This window comes from Cellulomonas soli (genome assembly GCF_013409305.1).
Taxonomy (GTDB): Bacteria; Actinomycetota; Actinomycetes; order Actinomycetales; family Cellulomonadaceae; genus Cellulomonas; species Cellulomonas soli.
In genome coordinates this window covers 3,620,393-3,637,310 of record NZ_JACBZJ010000001.1, presented here as the reverse complement: position 1 = coordinate 3,637,310, position 16,918 = coordinate 3,620,393, and the positions used below count along the sequence as shown (strand labels likewise).

Annotated in this window: 16 protein-coding genes and 4 tRNA genes; 8 read left to right on the top strand and 12 right to left on the bottom strand. The window is 72.3% G+C overall.

Annotated features, from left to right (window positions below; all coding sequences use genetic code 11):
• Window positions 1–108 precede the first annotated feature (108 nt).
• From BKA22_RS16575 to BKA22_RS16535, 9 genes are all read right to left on the bottom strand, one after another.
• On the bottom strand, window positions 109–768 hold the full coding sequence (locus tag BKA22_RS16575; RefSeq protein ID WP_223203436.1) for an NUDIX hydrolase: 660 nt from the start codon (window positions 766–768) through the stop codon (window positions 109–111).
• Window positions 765–1,691: a pyridoxal 5'-phosphate synthase lyase subunit PdxS gene (gene pdxS, locus BKA22_RS16570; protein ID WP_179561836.1), complete on the bottom strand. Its 927-nt coding sequence runs from the start codon at window positions 1,689–1,691 to the stop codon at window positions 765–767. The genes BKA22_RS16575 and pdxS overlap by 4 nt, the downstream gene beginning before the upstream one ends.
• Before the next feature lie 115 nt (window positions 1,692–1,806).
• The gene (locus BKA22_RS16565; RefSeq protein WP_146951831.1) at window positions 1,807–2,532 is read right to left on the bottom strand and encodes a LemA family protein; all 726 of its coding nucleotides are present in this window, start codon (window positions 2,530–2,532) and stop codon (window positions 1,807–1,809) included.
• Window positions 2,529–3,725, bottom strand: a complete 1,197-nt coding sequence (locus BKA22_RS16560) for a glycosyltransferase family 4 protein (RefSeq protein ID WP_179561912.1) — start codon at window positions 3,723–3,725, stop codon at window positions 2,529–2,531. Before BKA22_RS16560 ends, BKA22_RS16565 begins: the two co-directional genes overlap by 4 nt.
• Before the next feature lie 23 nt (window positions 3,726–3,748).
• Window positions 3,749–4,759: a phosphatidylinositol mannoside acyltransferase gene (locus BKA22_RS16555; RefSeq protein WP_146951829.1), complete on the bottom strand. Its 1,011-nt coding sequence runs from the start codon at window positions 4,757–4,759 to the stop codon at window positions 3,749–3,751.
• Window positions 4,759–5,370 (bottom strand): phosphatidylinositol phosphate synthase, encoded by a 612-nt coding sequence (gene pgsA, locus BKA22_RS16550; protein WP_146951828.1) that lies wholly within the window; start codon window positions 5,368–5,370, stop codon window positions 4,759–4,761. Before pgsA ends, BKA22_RS16555 begins: the two co-directional genes overlap by 1 nt.
• Window positions 5,364–5,981: an HIT family protein gene (locus tag BKA22_RS16545; protein ID WP_223203435.1), complete on the bottom strand. Its 618-nt coding sequence runs from the start codon at window positions 5,979–5,981 to the stop codon at window positions 5,364–5,366. The genes pgsA and BKA22_RS16545 overlap by 7 nt, the downstream gene beginning before the upstream one ends.
• Before the next feature lie 2 nt (window positions 5,982–5,983).
• Complete coding sequence (thrS, locus tag BKA22_RS16540) at window positions 5,984–8,014, bottom strand: threonine--tRNA ligase (protein ID WP_146951827.1); 2,031 nt, start codon at window positions 8,012–8,014, stop codon at window positions 5,984–5,986.
• Between the two features lie 178 nt (window positions 8,015–8,192).
• Window positions 8,193–8,264: transfer RNA gene (locus tag BKA22_RS16535), tRNA-Val, on the bottom strand.
• 216 nt (window positions 8,265–8,480) lie between these two features.
• Here BKA22_RS16535 and BKA22_RS16530 point away from each other — a divergent pair.
• Window positions 8,481–8,909, top strand: coding sequence for an SsgA family sporulation/cell division regulator (locus tag BKA22_RS16530; RefSeq protein ID WP_146951826.1), 429 nt, complete (start codon window positions 8,481–8,483; stop codon window positions 8,907–8,909).
• An 84-nt stretch (window positions 8,910–8,993) separates the two neighbouring features.
• On the opposite strand, the gene BKA22_RS16525 is transcribed toward BKA22_RS16530, so the two are convergent.
• A complete protein-coding gene (locus BKA22_RS16525; protein WP_223203434.1) occupies window positions 8,994–9,866 on the bottom strand; it encodes an aminotransferase class IV in 873 nt (290 codons plus the stop codon).
• Window positions 9,863–11,023 (bottom strand): chorismate-binding protein, encoded by a 1,161-nt coding sequence (locus BKA22_RS16520; RefSeq protein ID WP_146951825.1) that lies wholly within the window; start codon window positions 11,021–11,023, stop codon window positions 9,863–9,865. The genes BKA22_RS16525 and BKA22_RS16520 overlap by 4 nt, the downstream gene beginning before the upstream one ends.
• 163 nt (window positions 11,024–11,186) lie before the next feature.
• Between BKA22_RS16520 and BKA22_RS16515 the strand changes: the two genes are divergently transcribed.
• From BKA22_RS16515 to BKA22_RS16485, 7 genes are all read left to right on the top strand, one after another.
• Window positions 11,187–11,258 (top strand) — tRNA-Gly (locus BKA22_RS16515).
• A 55-nt stretch (window positions 11,259–11,313) separates the two neighbouring features.
• Window positions 11,314–11,384, top strand: a tRNA-Cys gene (locus BKA22_RS16510).
• A 23-nt stretch (window positions 11,385–11,407) separates the two neighbouring features.
• Window positions 11,408–11,482, top strand: a tRNA-Val gene (locus BKA22_RS16505).
• 245 nt (window positions 11,483–11,727) lie between these two features.
• Window positions 11,728–13,242, top strand: coding sequence for an SdrD B-like domain-containing protein (locus tag BKA22_RS16500; RefSeq protein ID WP_179561835.1), 1,515 nt, complete (start codon window positions 11,728–11,730; stop codon window positions 13,240–13,242).
• An 86-nt stretch (window positions 13,243–13,328) separates the two neighbouring features.
• Window positions 13,329–14,219, top strand: coding sequence for a MarR family winged helix-turn-helix transcriptional regulator (locus BKA22_RS16495; protein ID WP_179561834.1), 891 nt, complete (start codon window positions 13,329–13,331; stop codon window positions 14,217–14,219).
• A gap of 190 nt (window positions 14,220–14,409) precedes the next feature.
• Window positions 14,410–15,084 carry a phosphotransferase gene (locus BKA22_RS16490; protein ID WP_179561833.1) on the top strand — a complete coding sequence of 225 codons (675 nt, stop codon included), beginning with the start codon at window positions 14,410–14,412 and terminating at the stop codon, window positions 15,082–15,084.
• A gap of 132 nt (window positions 15,085–15,216) precedes the next feature.
• Window positions 15,217–16,353: a 6-phosphofructokinase gene (locus BKA22_RS16485; protein ID WP_146951822.1), complete on the top strand. Its 1,137-nt coding sequence runs from the start codon at window positions 15,217–15,219 to the stop codon at window positions 16,351–16,353.
• Window positions 16,354–16,424: 71 nt separating this feature from the next.
• Here the strand turns inward: BKA22_RS16485 and BKA22_RS16480 are convergent, their stop codons facing one another.
• Entirely contained in the window at window positions 16,425–16,868 is a 444-nt protein-coding gene (locus tag BKA22_RS16480; RefSeq protein WP_146951821.1) for a MarR family winged helix-turn-helix transcriptional regulator, read from the bottom strand.
• Between the last annotated feature and the right edge of the window lie 50 nt (window positions 16,869–16,918).

Here is a 16,918-nt window from a genome sequence, read left to right as displayed (position 1 = left end):
TGTGTTACCGACAAGTAACGACTGTCCGCGCGAGCACGGCACCCGGCCCAGGCGCGACCAGGATCACCCGGTCGTGCACCCCTGACAGGGTCCTCAGTCCCGACGCTCTCAGTCCCGGCCCAGGCCCAGGTGTCGCGTCGTGCCGTCCCAGACCGGGAGCAGCCCGCGAACCAGACCCGCCAGCCCGGCCGGGAACACCTCGGTCTGCTGCTCGAGCCGCTCGAGATCGTCGAGGGTCCACCAGCCGAGCTCGTCCAGCAGGTCGTGCTCGATCTGCGTCCAGCCCTCGCGGCTGAACTCCCCCACGTCCGCCGAGTGCACGCGCCCCAGGTACATCTCCTCGTCCTGGCGGCACTCCTGCGCCCAGAAGTCGAAGATCGCCGACCGCGTGAACACCGGACCCTGCAGGGCCTCGGCGGACAACCGGATGCCGGTCTCCTCGTGCAGCTCACGCACCGCCGCGTCTCGCGAGGACTCGCCCTCGTCGATGCCTCCGCCGACCGTGAACCACCACGACCTGCTCGGCTGGTCGATGTCGTGACCGCGGATCAGCAGGAGCCGGTCCTGCTCGTCGAGCAGGATGACCCGCGCCGCGGCACGGAACCGCATGCCGTCGGGTCCCGTGCGCCACTCGGTCGAGAGCCCGTGCACCGGCCCGCCGCCATCGGCCTGCAGGGCGGCCGGCGGTGGCCCGCCACGGCGCGCGGACGGCACGCCCGAGGGTGCGGCGGGCAGACCCGTCGCACCCTCGTCGGCGTGCGGTGTCACCAACCGCGCTCGGCCAGGCGGTGCGGCACGGGGACGTCGTCGACGTTGATGCCGACCATCGCCGCGCCGAGACCGCGGGAGACCTTCGCGATCACGTCGGCGTCGTCGAAGAACGTCGTCGCCTTGACGATCGCGGCGGCGCGCTCGGCCGGGTTACCCGACTTGAAGATGCCCGAGCCGACGAACACGCCCTCGGCCCCGAGCTGCATCATCATGGCCGCGTCGGCCGGGGTCGCGATGCCACCGGCGGTGAAGAGCACGACCGGCAGCTTGCCGGCGGTCGCGACCTCCTTGACGAGCTCGTACGGCGCCTGCAGCTCCTTGGCCGCGAGGAACAGCTCGTCCTCGGGCAGGGACGTCAGACGACGGATCTCGTCGCGCAGCGTGCGCATGTGCGTGGTCGCGTTCGACACGTCACCCGTACCGGCCTCGCCCTTGGAGCGGATCATCGCCGCGCCCTCGGTGATGCGGCGCAGCGCCTCGCCCAGGTTCGTCGCACCGCAGACGAAGGGCACGGTGAACGCCCACTTGTCGATGTGGTGCGCGTAGTCCGCCGGTGTGAGCACCTCGGACTCGTCGATGTAGTCGACACCGAGGCTCTGCAGCACCTGGGCCTCGACGAAGTGGCCGATGCGCGCCTTGGCCATCACCGGGATCGAGACGGCCTCGATGATGCCGTCGATCAGGTCCGGGTCACTCATGCGTGCCACGCCACCCTGCGCGCGGATGTCCGCCGGAACGCGCTCGAGCGCCATGACGGCGACCGCTCCGGCGTCCTCGGCGATCTTCGCCTGCTCGGCCGTGACGACGTCCATGATGACGCCGCCCTTCAGCATCTCCGCCATGCCGCGCTTGACGCGGGCCGTGCCGACCGCACCGCCCTGCTGCGTGTCGGTGGTGGGCTGGCTGTTCTCGCTGGTCACGTCGATGCCTCACAGATCGCGATGGTTCGGTCAGGGTCAGGGACAAGCTCTCCGGGACGACGGCGGCGCCACGACCGGCACGAACTCCTGACGGCACACGGCGCCGTCGACCGGCTCATCGTAGACCGCCACCCGGGCGCCCCAGGGCCGCGGGCCACTCGTCGTCCAGCTCGAGCGTGGCGGGCTCCGGCGCGTGCCCCGCCAGGCGCAGCAGACGGACGAGCCGACCCCGCCGGACCCGCTGCGTCTGGGCGACGGCCTCGTTGTGGAACCGTCGCGACAGCTGCACCCGGTACCAGGCGGCGCTCAGCTCGTCGAGCAGCTCGGCACCGCTCGGGTCGGCCCGCAGGTCGACGATCTCGTCCTCGCAGTCGAGCACCGCACGCAGGGCGTCGGTCAGCTCGCTCTCCACCCGGCCACGCTCACCTGCCTGAGCCCGCCGGCCCGCGCTGGTCCACGGAACGGGCCTGGCCCCCTCCGAGTGCTCCGCCCCACGCGCCTCGGTCGGCGACTGGGTACCCACGACCGCACCGGGACCGGCGGCGAGCAACGCCCCGAGCTCCTGCGGCACGGTCGGCCCCTCGGCGGCAGCCGAGCCCCCGGCCTGCAACGCGGCGCGGGCCGCCTCCCCGACGATCACGGCGCTCGGCGGGTCGAGCAGGCCCGAGGACGCGAGCTCGGCGGACACCGTGGCCCGGCGCAGCAGCTGGGCGTCGATGACGGCGCGCGAGGCACCGACCTTGCGGTGCAACCGGTCGAGCCGTGATGCGGCGACCCACACCGACCAGAGCACGAGAGTGACGGCCGCTGCGGCCAGCACGGAGGTCTCCTCCCAGCTCATCGGTCCTCACCTCGTCCGCGGCGCAGGTCGAGCAGCCGGGCGCCCCGCAACGAGGACGGGTCCTCGCCGACGGGCGCGTCCCTGCCTGCCACGGCCATCTCGTAGACGGTGAGCACCTGGTCGGTGACGGTCGACCAGTCGTAGCGACGCACGACCTCGCGCGCCCGGGCCACGACCGTCCGGCGCAGCTCGGGATCGTCCAGCACGCGCACGAGCGTGTCGGCCAGGGCGGCGCTGTCGCCCGTGCGGAACAGGACGCCGGCCGTGCCGTCGTCGAGCACCCGGGAGAACGCACCGAGGTCGCTCGCGACGACTGCCGCGCCGGCGCTCATGGCCTCGACGAGCACGATGCCGAAGCTCTCGCCGCCGGTCTGCGGTGCGACGTACACGTCGACGGACGCGAGCAGGCGGGCCTTGTCCTCGTCGGAGACACCTCCGAGGAACTCGACGGCGTCGGCGGCGTCGCCGAGCAGCTCGCGGGCCTCCTCGGGCCCCGTCTCACCGCGGCCGGCGACGAGGAAACGCGTGCCGGGGTGGGTGGCGAGCACCTCCCGCACGGCACCGAGCAGCACGGGAAGACCCTTGCGCGCCTCGTCGATGCGCCCCAGGAACGCGACCGTCGGCGCCTCGGCGGTGCCCGTCCACCGGGGATCGGGGACCGCGGAGGCGAACGTGTCGACGTAGACACCGTTGGGGATCACGACCGCGTCACCACCCAGGTGCTCGACGAGCGTGCGTCGGGCGTCCTCGGAGACGGCGATGCGCGCCGAGATCTTCTCCAACGACTGCCGCACGAGCGGGTAGGCGACCTGCAGCGACCGCGAGCGTTCCTGCGAGGTGTGGAACGTCGCGACGACCGGACCCTCGGCGATCCACAGCGCGAGCATGCTCAGGCTCGGGGTGACCGGCTCGTGCAGGTGCAGCACGTCGAACCGACCGGCGCTCAGCCACTTGCGCACCCGTGCAGCCGTCACCGGCCCGAAGGTCAGACGTGCCACCGAGCCGTTGTAGCGGACCGGAACCGCACGCCCGGCGGCCGTCATGTACGGCGGCACGGGGGTGTCCTCGTCTGCGGGGGCCAGCACCGAGACCGTGTGCCCCCGTGCCATGAGCGCCTCGGCCAGGTCGCGCACGTGGAACTGCACGCCGCCGGGCACGTCGAAGGAGTAGGGGCACACGATGCCGATCCGCAGCGGACGCTGCGGGGGCCGCCCGCTCATCCGGTGCCCTCCTCGGCGTGCACCTGGTCGCTCGTGGCCTCAAGGGCGCGCCGGCCGGTGGGCGCCTGCGCGGCGAGCGTGGCCGCGTACCGCTCGGTGTCGAGGTCCTCGACGAACACGCGCTGCAGCATGTGCCAGTCCTGCGGGTAGCGGCGCACGCCCTCCACGAAGTGGTCGACCCAGCTCTGCGTGACGACGCGGACCTGCTCGGCCCGCGGCAGGTCGGTGGGCACGGGGATCGGCTCGCCGAACTCGAGCACCACGCCCCACGGGCTGCGCGCCGCCCGCCGCCGTGCGCCGTGCAGCCGCTCGTAGCGGACGAGGGTGGTGACCAGGCGTGCACCCGTGGTCACGGCGAGGGAGGCCGGCCCGGCCGCGACGCGGGCACGTCGGCCAGCGAGGTCGACCTCGACTCCTCGCGCCGTCAGGTCCCGGTCGGCGAGCAGCGGCAGCAGCCCGGGACCACCGCGTGCGGTGCGCACCAGCTCCCGGAAGACGTCGCCGCCGCCGGTGAGCGGCAGGATCCGCACGCCGAAGCCCTCACGGAAGGCGAGGAACTCCTGGAAGAGCTCCTCGGGCTCGAGGCGTTCGGCGACGGTGGTGACCGGGGCGAGGTGCACGGTGGCCCAGGCGCCTGCGAGGTCCCAGTTGCCGGTGTGCCCCAGGGCGAGCAGGACGGTCCGGCCCGCGTCGAGCTCGGGCTGAAGGTTCTCCACGCCGGTCGCCCGCACACGGGCGGCGATCTGCTCCGGGCTCCAGGAGGACAGCGCGAAGGTCTCGCCGAAGTAGCGCATGTACGAGCGCATGCCGGCCCTGGTGGTCCGGCGCAGAGCTCGACCGGTCAGGTCGGGGCGGACACGGGCGATGTTGGCCTCGAGCCGACGCACGCCGGAGGTGCGCCGCGCCCAGGTGACGTCCGCGGCGAGGTTCGTCACGCCGCGCAGCACCGGGCCGGGCACACGACCGGCAACCTTCCAGGCGATCGCGTACGCGCGGGCGACGTCCATCAGGAGTCCCCCGCCGTCGTCTGCGCCCGGACCCGTGCCATGCGCTGCACGACCGTCACGGCCGAGGCCACCGCCAGCAGTCCGAGCACCACGGTGAGCACGATCGCCGGGGCGCCGACGCCCACGATCGCGGTCGCGGTCAGGACCGCGAAGAGACGGTCGGCCCGCTCGGCGATCCCGCCGGACGCGGTCATCCCGAGGCCTTCGGCCCGTGCACGGGCGTAGGGCACGACGGATCCGAGCACGAGGCAGGCCAGAGCCAGGACGGCTGCGACCTCGTCGTCGCCTCGCCCGAAGAACCACAGGACCAGCCCGGAGAAGATCGCCGCGTCACCGAACCGGTCGAGCGTCGAGTCGAGGTAGGCACCCCACGGCCCGGAGCGTCCCGCACGGCGGGCCATCACGCCGTCGAGAGAGTCGGTGAGCGCGAAGAACGCGATGACGAGCGTCCCCACGAGCAGGTGCCCGGTCGGGAACGCCCACAGCGCGGTGACGACGACGACGAGCGTGCCGGTGATGGTCACCGCGTCGGGCGAGACCCCCGCCTTGAGCAGCGCATCGGCGACGGGCGTGAACACACGGGTCATGAACCCGCGCAGACGGTTCAGCACTGCTCGGAGGTCCCTTCGGTGACGGGGCTCGACGCGGGCGCCGGCCAGGCTGCGGCGAGCCGCGCCCGGGTGTCGGCGAGCAGCTCGGGCAGCGCGCGGGTGCGCGCCACGATCGGCAGGAAGTTGGAGTCGCCGCCCCAGCGCGGCACGACGTGCTGGTGCAGGTGCGCGGCGATGCCCGCCCCGGCCACCTGCCCCTGGTTCATGCCCAGGTTGAAGCCTTGCGGTCCGTGGGTGGCGCGCAGCACGCGCATCGCGGTCCGGGTGAGGTCGGCGACCTCGACGGTCTCCTGCGCGGTCAGCTCGGTGTAGTCGGCGACGTGCCGGTAGGGGCACACCATGAGGTGGCCGGAGTTGTACGGGTACAGGTTGAGCAGCACGAACGCGCTCGTCCCGCGCGCGACGACCAGGCCGTCCTCGTCGGAGAGCGTCACCACCCGGCAGAACGGGCAGCCGGGACCGGCCGAGGCGTCGGTCGGCTTGTTCTCCCCGCCGATGTATGCCATGCGGTGGGGGGTCCACAGCCGCTCGAACCCGTCGGGCTCGCCGGGGAACGTGCCGGCCGGCTCGACGTCGTCTGACTCGAAGCCGGCCGGCTCGACGCCGTTCACGCTCAGACCTGGGCGCGCGCGCGCACCGCGGTCACGATGCGCTCGACGGCCTCGTCCACCGGCACGCCGTTGTCCTGGCGACCGTCGCGGTACCGGAACGAGACGGCCCCGGCGTCGGCGTCCTCGCCGCCGGCGATGAGCACGAACGGGATCTTCTGCGTGCTGGCGTTGCGGATCTTCTTGCCGAACCTGTCGTCGGAGCGGTCGACCTCGGCGCGGATGCCCTGCGACCGGAGCCGGTCCACGACCTCCTGCAGGTACGGCTCGAACGGCTCGGCGACGGGCACGGCCAGCACCTGCACGGGCGCGAGCCACGCGGGGAACGCACCGGCGTAGTGCTCGGTGAGCACCGCGAAGAACCGCTCGATCGAGCCGAACAGTGCACGGTGGATCATCACCGGGCGCTGACGGCTGCCGTCGGGCGCGGTGTACTCGAGCTCGAACCGCTCGGGCAGGTTGAAGTCGAGCTGGATGGTCGACATCTGCCAGGTGCGCCCGATCGCGTCCTTGGCCTGCACCGAGATCTTGGGGCCGTAGAACGCGGCGCCGCCCGGGTCCGGCACGAGGTCCAAGCCGGAGGCCTCGGCGACCTGACGCAGCGTCTCGGTGGCCTCCTCCCACACCTCGTCCGAGCCGACCGACTTCTCGGGGTTCTTGGTCGACAGCTCCAGGTAGAAGTCGTCGAGCCCGTAGTCCTTGAGCAGGTCGAGCACGAAGGTGAGCAGGCCGGTCAGCTCGTCCTTCATCTGCTCACGCGTGCAGTAGATGTGCGCGTCGTCCTGGGTGAACCCGCGCGCACGGGTCATGCCGTGCACCACACCCGACTTCTCGTAGCGGTAGACCGTCCCGAACTCGAACAGCCGCAACGGCAGCTCGCGGTACGAACGACCGCGCGAGGCGAAGATCAGGTTGTGCATCGGGCAGTTCATGGGCTTGAGGTAGTAGTTCTGCCCGACCCGACGCACGTGCCCGTCGGCGTCGCGCTCCTCGTCCAGCTGCATCGGGGGGTACATGCCCTCCGCGTACCAGTCGAGGTGCCCCGAGATCTGGAACAGCTGCTCCTTGGTGATGTGCGGGGTGTTGACGAACGAGTACCCGGACTCCAGGTGCCGCTGACGCGAGTACTGCTCCATCTCCATGCGGATGATGCCGCCCTTGGGGTGGAACACCGCCAGCCCCGAGCCGATCTCCTCCGGGAAGGAGAACAGGTCGAGCTCGTTGCCCAGCCGTCGGTGGTCGCGGCGCTCGGCCTCGGCGATCCGGTCCAGGTACGCCTTGAGCTCGTCCTTGCTCGGCCACGCCGTCCCGTACACGCGCTGCAGCTGCGGGTTCTTCTCGCTCCCCCGCCAGTAGGCGGCGGCCGAACGGGTCAGCTGGAAGCCGTTGCCGATGAGCCGCGTCGAGGGCAGGTGCGGGCCGCGGCACAGGTCCTGCCAGACGACCTGCTCGCTCTCCCGGCCCGCGCCGCGCACGTTCTGGTAGATCGACAGCCCGCCCAGACCGACCTCGACGGATGCGCCGTCCTCGGACCCGGCGTCGCCCTTGAGCCCGATGAGCTCGAGCTTGTACGGCTCGGCCGCCAGCACGTCACGTGCCTCGGCCTCGGTGACGTCCCAGCGTCGGAAGGTCTGCCCCTCCTTGACGATGCGCCCCATGACCTTCTCGACGGCCTTGAGGTCCTCGGGGGTGAACGGGGTCTCGACGTCGAAGTCGTAGTAGAAGCCGTCGGTGATCGGCGGGCCGATGCCCAGACGCGCCTTCGGGTTGACCTCCTGCACGGCCTGCGCGAGCACGTGCGCGGTCGAGTGGCGCAGCACCGCCAGGCCGTCCGGGGAGTCGACGGTCACGGCCTCGACCACGGCACCGTCCGCCAGCGGCAGGTGCAGGTCGCGCAGCTCGCCGTCGACGCGGACGACCACGACGTCCTTGCGCGAGGAGTACAGGTCGGTGCCCGTCGTCCCCGGCTCCACCGTGGTCGCGACGCCGTCGACGGTGAGGGTGATGAGCTCGGGCACAGGAACTGCCTCCTTCATGGGAAACCGCCGGTCGGCGGGCGTCTCGATGCTACCGGGGCGCACCCCTGCGGCGGTGGCTCCCCGCTCGGACGCCCGAGACCGCTCCGGTCAAGCACGAAGCGGGCCGAGGCATTCCCGCGACCGCACCGGACACGACGAAGGGCCGGCCCGTTCTCGGGCCGACCCTTCGTGTCGGTGGGCGATACTGGGTTCGAACCAGTGACCTCCTCGGTGTGAACGAGGCGCTCTACCACTGAGCCAATCGCCCGATCGCCACCCGTGGGTGACGTCGTACGAGGATGCTACCCAACGTGGGCCCAGTTTCCGAAACGGCCCCCGCGAGGTGGCCATCTGGTGTTCACTGGGGCCCGATCGAGATATTCACCACAGGGCCCACCGGGTGAACTCCGGCGACGTACCGGTCACATCGGGCACCTGGCCTGCCATGATGAGAACACCAGCCCACCATGACAAGGAGGACCCGATGACGCAGACGCCTGCCGACGTCGTCGAGGTCGTCGCCATGCAGCTGATCGGCTCCGACGCGAGCGTCGTACCGGTCACCACCGAGTTCTCCTTCCGGACCTCCGACCCTTACACGGTGCGCGCGGTCTTCACGGGGCCGCACACGATGTCCACCTGGCTCCTCGGGCGCGAGCTGCTCGCGCAGGGGCTCCACACGGACGCCGAGTCCCCCGCAGGAACGGGAGACGTGCAGGTGTGGCGTGACGAGGATCCTGAGTTCACGCTCGTGTCGCTGAGCGGCGTGGAGGGCAGCGCGCTGCTCGCCGCACCGACCGAGCCCCTGGTTCGGTTCCTCGCCGCGACGGAGCGGCTCGTGCCCCACGGCACAGAGAGCGACCGGATGGAGAGCGAGATCACGGCGCTGATCGCCGCGCTTCTCACCGCCTGACGACAACCCGGCCCCAGGGCCGCACTCGAACGAAGGACCGGTTCCGCTGCTGCGGCCGGTCCTTCGTCATGTGCACCGGTCGGTTCAGGGATCGAGACGGTCGGCCACCCGCTCCTGGAACATCGCCTGCGCTCGCAGCGACACCGGCCCGGCGGACAGCTCGACACCGTCCAGCGCCACCACCGGCGAGATGTTGCGGATCGACCCGCACAGCGTCAGGTGCGCACGACCGGCCAGCACCTCCTCGAGCACCGCGTACGGCAGCTCGCCCGGCCCCACCTCGCGCACCGGCTCGCCCGCCTCGGCCGACCACTCCAGCAGCAGCTCGCGCGTGATGCCCGCCAGGCACCCGCTGCTCAGCGCGGGCGTGAGCAGCTCGCCGTCACGTTCGACCACGACGTTCGAGCCCGTGCCCTCGCACAGGTCGCCGACCGTGTTCGCCAGGACCGCCTCGTCCGCGCCCAGCTCCAACGCCCGAGCGAGCGCCACCACGTTCTCGGCGTACGACGTCGTCTTCAGACCCGCCACCGCCGAACGCTCGTTGCGCACCCACGGCACACGCACCGCACGGGAGGCGTGCGCCCGAGCCGCCGGTCCGGCGAGCACGATCAGCGTCGGACGCTGCTCCTGCGGGGCGAAGCGGTACGAGCCGAGCGGACCGGGACCCCCGGTGTACGTGATGCGCAGGCGGCCCGCGCCCGGCCCGGCCGCCGCGAGCACCGCCGCCGCAGCTGCGCGGATCTCGTCCTCGTCCGGCTCCGGCAGCCCCAGACCCGCCGCCGAGCGCCGCAGCCGGCGCAGGTGACGCGTGAGTGCGAAAGGCGTCCCGTCGTACACGGCGCACGTCTCGAAGACCCCGTCACCGACCGTCAGTCCGTGGTCGATCCCGCTCACCAGGGGTTCGTCCGCGCCCCGCAGCCGCCCGTCGGACCAGATCACCGTGCTCGTCGCGCTCACCGCGCCAGTCTGGCATCCCCGTCGTCGGGAGCAGGAACCTGCGCAGAGGCCAACGCGACGAGCCTGGACGCCTTCAGCTCGGTCTCGCGCCACTCCGCCCGCGGGTCGCTCCCCCACGTGATGCCCGCACCCGTACCGAAGCGCAGCACACCCTCAGGGCGCACCCCCACGCGCTCCCACCAGAACGTGCGGATCGCCACCGCCAGCTCGGCCCTGGTCGACCCGTCCTCGTCGACCTCGACCCACCCGAACGCCCCGCAGTAGGGACCTCGCGGCACCGGCTCCAGCTCGGCGATCACCTCCAGGGCGGACGACTTCGGCGCACCCGAGACGGACCCCGGCGGATAGGTCGCCTCGAGCAGCCGCGACCACCCCGCGGGGTCGTCGGCCACCTCGGGTACCAGACGTCCCTGCACGGTCGAGACCAGGTGCACCAGGCCCGGGTGACGTTCGACACCCAGCAGATCCGTCACCTCGACCGACCCCGGCAAGGACACGTGCTGCAGGTCGTTGCGGACCAGGTCGGTGATCATCACGTTCTCCGCGCGATCCTTGTCCGTCAGACCGCCGGTCGACGCCGCCGTGCCCTTGATCGGCCCCGAGGTCACCAAGTCGCCCTCCACGCGCAGGAACAGCTCCGGCGACGCCGAGACGACCCACACCGGATCCACACCCGCTCCGGCGGGCACGTGCACGCCACCGGCATACGGCGCCGGGTTGCCGGCAGCGAGCACGCGGCCGAGCGCGCGCGCATCCGGCTCCTCAGCCGCCAACCGGCCCGCACCGGCCTCGTCGACCGCCAGAGGAGCCTCCATGACCCGGCAGAGGTTCGCCTGGTACACGTCCCCGTCCCTGACGCGTTCGCGGACACGCTGCACGGCCGTCACGTAGGCGTGCTCGTCGAGCGAGGACCTCCACGAGCCGGGCGTCGGACCCCGCCAGGGACCGGTCGTCACAGGGACGTCGCTGCCCGTGCGCCGCACGTCGGCGAACCGCCAGGCCCGCACCCGCCCCTCGAAGTCGCCCTGGACGACCCACCACCCGGCCGCGCGCAACCGCTCGGGCGCACGCCGCACGTCGATGCACTCGACGACCCCGTGAGCCTCGACGCCGTCGAACCAGGCGGTCGCACGCTCGGCAGGGGTCGTCTCGGGCACGGGGCAACGCTACAGAGGACGGCTCGGGGCACCGTGGAGCTCCGAGCGGGCGACGATCCCCGAGATCACGCGGCTGTCGGACCTCAGTTGGACTTCCGCCGCGAATCCCGATTAGAGTCTGGGACGCACACGGAACGCCGGTGAGAACCGGGGAACGTGCAGTGCGGACGTGGCTCAGTGGTAGAGCATCACCTTGCCAAGGTGAGGGTCGCGGGTTCGAATCCCGTCGTCCGCTCGGAGGCAGACTCCTGATCGGTGTCGCAAGACGTCGCTGAGGACTGAGGTCTCAGGGTGGAGTGGCCGAGAGGCGAGGCAGCGGCCTGCAAAGCCGTACACGTGGGTTCGAATCCCATCTCCACCTCGCATCACCCCCAGCAGTACCCCGGGCGATTGGCGCAGCGGTAGCGCGCTTCCCTGACACGGAAGAGGTCACTGGTTCGATCCCAGTATCGCCCACCAGCACGTGAGCAGTTCAGAGGGCCGTCACCGACACGTCGGGGCGGCCCTCCTTCATACCCCGAGGACGAGCACGCACATCCACGGGCCCGAGACTGACTCCTTCATCGTCATCGCGGTGGGTGCCACCACCCGCGACTCCTGGACGAACGGCCGGATCACCCCGCAGAACGCTCAAAGGCACCCAGACCCCGGCCGATCGTGGGCCGGAGAGGCACCATCGGTGCCCCGAACACCCAGGGGGATCCATGCGCGCTCGACGTGGCACGTTGGCTGCGGCGCTGTGCCTGCTCACGCTCGGACTGCTGTCCACCGGTCTGCCCGCCGTGGCGGCCGGCAACGGCGCGAGCGATCCGGTGACGCTGTGCCACCGAACCCGGGCGGTCACCAACCCGTACCGCCGGATCACGGTGGCGCAGAGTGCCGTGACCGGCAACAACGGTGTCGGCGGAGGCAACAGCAGCGGCCATGACGGTCACGCCGGCGGAACGTTCGTCGCCACCGGCGGCTACTACGCGACGCACGCGAAGGACTGGGGCGACGTGATCCCGCCCTTCGGCAACTACCGGGGCCTCAACACCACCGGCGCGCTCCCGGCGGAGTGCACCGGCCCCGCTGCTCAGATGACCGCGGCCGAGTTCTACAACCTCCAGCGCGAGGCCGGGGTCGCCCGCGACTCGATCATCGCCGACCTGCAGGAGCAGGGCGCGTCCGGGGACCCCGACTCCACGCAGCTCGCCACGCTGGTCTACACCGGCGCCGACGAGGCACTCGTGACGGAGGACCAGACCGCGACCGGAACCACGCCGACCGCGGAGCCCACTGTCGAGCCCACTGTCGAGCCGACCGTCGAGCCGACCGTCGAGCCGACCGTCGAGCCGACCGTCGAGCCGACCGTGGAACCGACCGTGGAACCGACCGTCGAGCCCACCGTCGAGCCCACGGTCGGCGTCTCGCCGAGCGTCACGGCGACGACGACTCCGGCCTCCTCGGGCACCCAGCAGGTCACCGGGACCGTGTGGCTCGACCTGGACCGGGACGGCCGGCAGTCCGGCCCCTCCGAGGTCGGCCTCGGTGCCGTCACCGTCGAGCTGTACCGGGTCGACCTCGCGGGAGGCCGTGGCAGCCGGGCCGGCGGGGTGGCGACCGGACTGCGTGGTGCCGCGACGGCGAGCCTCGTGGCGCGTGCGAGCACCGACGCGAGCGGCGGCTTCGCGTTCGGGGGCCTGGCGGCGGGGACGTACTCGGTCGTCGTGAGTCGACCGTCCGCGCTCGCGGTGACCTGGGACTCCGAGGGGGCGGCCGACGCCGCAGCGCTCGTCCTGGTCCCCGTGTCGGGCTCGGCGCAGGCGCAGGTCGGTCTGGTCGGGGACGCGATCGCCCGCCTGCAGGTGAGCACGCCGAGCGGCGAGCCGCTGAACGGAGCTGCCTCGCTCCGCTGGGCCGGTCCTGACGACCTGTTCGGGACCGCCGACGACCTGGTGGTCCCGGTCTCGCTGGTCGACGGGGTGCTCGTGCAGGCGGGGCTTCCGGCCGGCCGCTACCGGGTCGAGGCCGACGGGGCCGGCTCGGCCGCCGTGACGCTCACCGCGGCCGGGCGCTCGTCCCATGTGGTCCTGACGAACGTGCTCGCCGCACCCCGCTCACTCGCTGTGACGGGTGCGACCGCCGCTCCCGTCCTGGCCGTGGCGGCCGTGCTGCTGCTGGCCGGTGCCGCTCTCGTGGTGACGCGTCGCCGTGCGGGAGCGGGTACGTCGGACTGACGCAGGCTTGCACGATCTGAAGGTACCTGTTGTACTACTCGACAGGTACCTTCATATCGAAGGTGCTCCCATCCATGAGGAGACCCATGACCCCGCACGAGACATCCACGCACGACTCCCCCGACGACGACACCCCCCGTGAGCCCGAGGTGCCCGGTGAGCCCGGCACGCCTGAGCCCACGGGCACCCACCCCCTGCCCTCCGAGGAACCCCTGCACGGCAAGGTGTTCCGCCTGGCCCGCCTGCTCGCCCGGCACGAACGGCGGCCCGGCCCGGCTGGCGGGCGCGGGCTCCACCGCGGCCAGGGCCGGGTCCTCGCCCTGCTCGAGCTGCGCCACCGGATGAGTCAGCGCGAGCTGGCCTTCCTGCTCGGCGTGCGGCCGCAGTCGCTCGGCGAGCTGCTCACCAAGCTCGAGCGCGCCGGGCTCGTGCAGCGCGCGACCGATCCGAGCGACCGCCGCACCATGACCGTCGAGCTCACCCCGGCCGGCGTCGAGGCCGCGGCCGAGGCACGGACCGCGCACACCCGTGCGGAGTCCGATCCTCTGGAGGCCCTCACCGCGCAGGAGCGTGCCGAGCTGGCCCGCCTGCTCGACCTGGTGATCGCACGGATCGAAGAGGAGGACGGTCACCTGGCTGGACCCGGCCACCACCCCGGTCATGGCCCCGAGCACGGCGGACCGTTCGACGACCTCGGCCCGTTCGGCCCGGGCGGTCCTCGTGGTGGACCTCGAGGGCCCTTTGGCGGCCGGGGTCGCGGACGGTTCGGCGGACCGGGCCGTGAGCCCGAGGTCGACGGCGGGTTCGACATGGGCCGTGCTGCCGATCGCGGCCCGGAGCGCGGAGGAGCACCCTGGTCCGATCCCGCAACCGCTCGCTCGTCCGACTCCCCCGGTGGCAGGCCGGCATGGCGGCGCGGCCGTGGGCGCCGCGGCGGGTGGCAGCCGGACTGGCGCGATCCTCGCGCCGCCTGGTGACCGCACCCACGAGGGGCGTCTGCTGAACCGTCGGGTCCGGCAGACGCCCCTCTGCCGTCCCCGGCCCCGAGAACGGCGGCACGCCCTTCCTCTCCCCTGCTGGTCTTGGCTGTTTGTGTCGTTGTCTGCGCCCTCTCCAGGCGCTTGTTTCCGTTATCATGCCGGTGTGACGGCACCTACACTGACCTGCGTGAACGTCATCGCACGTGGTCGGGAGGCCGAGATCCTCGACGCCGGTGGCGGTCTCGTCCTGCGCCGCTACCTCGACCGGCGCGACACGAGCGCCGAGGTCGCCCTGCACCGCCACGTGGCCGCGCACGGGTACCCGGTCCCCCACCTCGTCGCGGGCGCTCCCGGCGGGATGCTCCTCGAGCGGGTCGAGGGGCCGACGCTGCTGGAGGCGCTCGTCAGCGGCCAGGTCGATGTCGACGACGCCGCGCTCACGCTCGCCGACCTGCACCGTCGCCTGCACCGCCTCCCGGTGCCACCCGGCACCCTCCAGGGCGACTGCGTCCTGCACCTCGACCTGCACCCGGCCAACGTCCTGCTCGCCGACCGCGGCCCGGTCGTCATCGACTGGGCGTCGGGCGCGGTCGGCCACCGAGACCTGGACGTCACCCAGACGGCCATGGTGCTCGCCGAGGTCGTCGTGGCCGGGATCGCCGCGGACTCCGGCGACGTCGCGAGCAGCCCCGTCCCGACCGACGTCGTACGACGGCTGCTGGGCGCGTACCTGGTCGCCGACCACGGCGGCAGCCCGGTGGCCCGCCTCGAGGAGATCGTCGCCCGACGGCTGCGCGACGGCATGCGGCCGGCGGCGGTGACCGCTGCGGCCGCGCACCTGCGCACACTCGTCGGCACCTGAGCGCCGCACCCGACGCAGCACGCGACACGCGGCGCACGGGCCTTGTGCCCCCCACCGCGCTCTCCGCAGACTTGCCGCACACTTGGCCGACGGTCACCACGCCGACGGTCCACCACGAGGAGACGAGCAGGCATGGCATCCACGACGAGGCCCACCCGGGTCGGCATCCTCACCGCCGGCGGCGACAGCCCCGGCCTGAACGCAGCGATCCGCGGCTTCGGCAAGACCGCGATCGGCCACTACGGCATGGAGCTCATCGGGTTCCGCGACGGCGTCACAGGCCTGGTCGAGAACCGGTACGAGCAGCTGGACGGCAAGGCGCTGTCCGGGATCCTCACCGTCGGCGGCACGATCCTGGGCACCAGCCGGGACAAGGTGCACCGCTACCAGGTCGACGGCGAGGCGCGCGACATGGTGCCCGTCGTCGTGGAGAACTACGAGCGCGAGGGCCTCGACGCGCTCATCATGCTCGGCGGCGGCGGTACCGCGAAGAACGCGATGCGCCTGGTCAACGCCGGGCTCAACGTGATCCACCTGCCCAAGACGATCGACAACGACATCGCGATGACCGACACCACGTTCGGCTTCGCCACCGCCACCGAGATCGCCACCGACGCGATCGACCGCGTGCACTCCACGGCCCACAGCCACCACCGGATCATCCTCACGGAGATCATGGGGCACCGCGCCGGGTGGCTCACGCTCGCCGCCGGGATCGCCGGCGGGGCCGACATCATCCTCATCCCGGAGATCGCCTACACGGTCGAGAGCGTCGCCGCGACGATCAAGGCGCGCACGGCCCGAGGCAGCACGTTCAGCGTCGTGGCCGTCGCCGAGGGTGCGCGCGACGTCAACGACGCCGCCGACTACGAGGCCGCGACCCTCCTGGTGAAGTCCGCGAAGTCGCCCGAGGCCGTCCGCGCCGCCAAGGCGCACCTCGCCCACGTCGAGGACCAGCAGCGCGAGCACACCTTCCGCCTCGCACGCGAGCTCGAGGCCGCGACCGGCCTGGAGTCGCGCGTGACCATCCTCGGGTACGTGCAGCGCGGCGGGACGCCCTGCGCGGCCGACCGGCTCCTGGCGACCAGGCTCGGCGCGGCCGCGGCCGACCTGGTGGCACGCAAGGAGTTCGGCTTCATGGTCGCCGCGCGCGGCGAGGGCACCGTGCCCGTGCCCCTGTCCGAGGTCGCGGGCAAGGTCAAGCTCGTGCCGACCGACCACGCGTGGATCGCGGCCGCACGCCAGGTGGGCACCGGGCTGGGCGACTGACGCGACGGTCCCCGGGGACGCCCGTCGGTCGCCCAGCCCCGGGGACCGCGAACCCGCAGGACGCGGTGCGTTCAGCCGAGGGCAGCGAGCTCCGCGGCTCCCCGGCGCACCGTGAGATCGAGCACGCGCGCCGCGGCCGAGCGGTCCTCGGGTGCGAGGTCCGACCACAGCCGGCCGGTGATCTCCGCTGTCCGCCGCCCGACGGAGGCGAACAGCTCGCTCCCCCGCTCCGTGACGACGACGGGGCGATCCGGCCGCACGTCCGCGACCAGTCCGTTGAGCAGCAGGTGGTCGAGCACGGCCTGCGCCTCGGCGGGTCTCACCTTGACGGTCGAGGCGAGCACGGGGACGACCTCGGCCCCCGTCACGGGCGGTCCGGTCAGCAGGGCGGCCAGCACGACCCACTGCGACTGGTTGACGCCCGTCCCCTCCAGGAGCCGCTCAAGGATGGCGCTGAGCGTGCGTTCCGCCTGACCGATCAAGCGCGTCCCGAACGCTGTGGTCTCGACGGACATGAGTGCTCCTTTCGTTGGTGTCACCAACAGTATCATTCGTTGGCGGCACC

Coding starts and splice junctions, on each gene's coding strand:
- BKA22_RS16480 (WP_146951821.1), bottom strand. CDS start 16,868: ATGTCCGTCGAGACCACAGCGTTCGGGACGCGCTTGATCGGTCAGGCG.
- BKA22_RS16565 (WP_146951831.1), bottom strand. CDS start 2,532: ATGAGCTGGGAGGAGACCTCCGTGCTGGCCGCAGCGGCCGTCACTCTC.
- BKA22_RS16500 (WP_179561835.1), top strand. CDS start 11,728: ATGCGCGCTCGACGTGGCACGTTGGCTGCGGCGCTGTGCCTGCTCACG.
- BKA22_RS16555 (WP_146951829.1), bottom strand. CDS start 4,759: ATGGACGTCGCCCGCGCGTACGCGATCGCCTGGAAGGTTGCCGGTCGT.
- BKA22_RS16530 (WP_146951826.1), top strand. CDS start 8,481: ATGACGCAGACGCCTGCCGACGTCGTCGAGGTCGTCGCCATGCAGCTG.
- thrS (WP_146951827.1), bottom strand. CDS start 8,014: ATGAAGGAGGCAGTTCCTGTGCCCGAGCTCATCACCCTCACCGTCGAC.
- BKA22_RS16485 (WP_146951822.1), top strand. CDS start 15,217: ATGGCATCCACGACGAGGCCCACCCGGGTCGGCATCCTCACCGCCGGC.
- BKA22_RS16495 (WP_179561834.1), top strand. CDS start 13,329: ATGACCCCGCACGAGACATCCACGCACGACTCCCCCGACGACGACACC.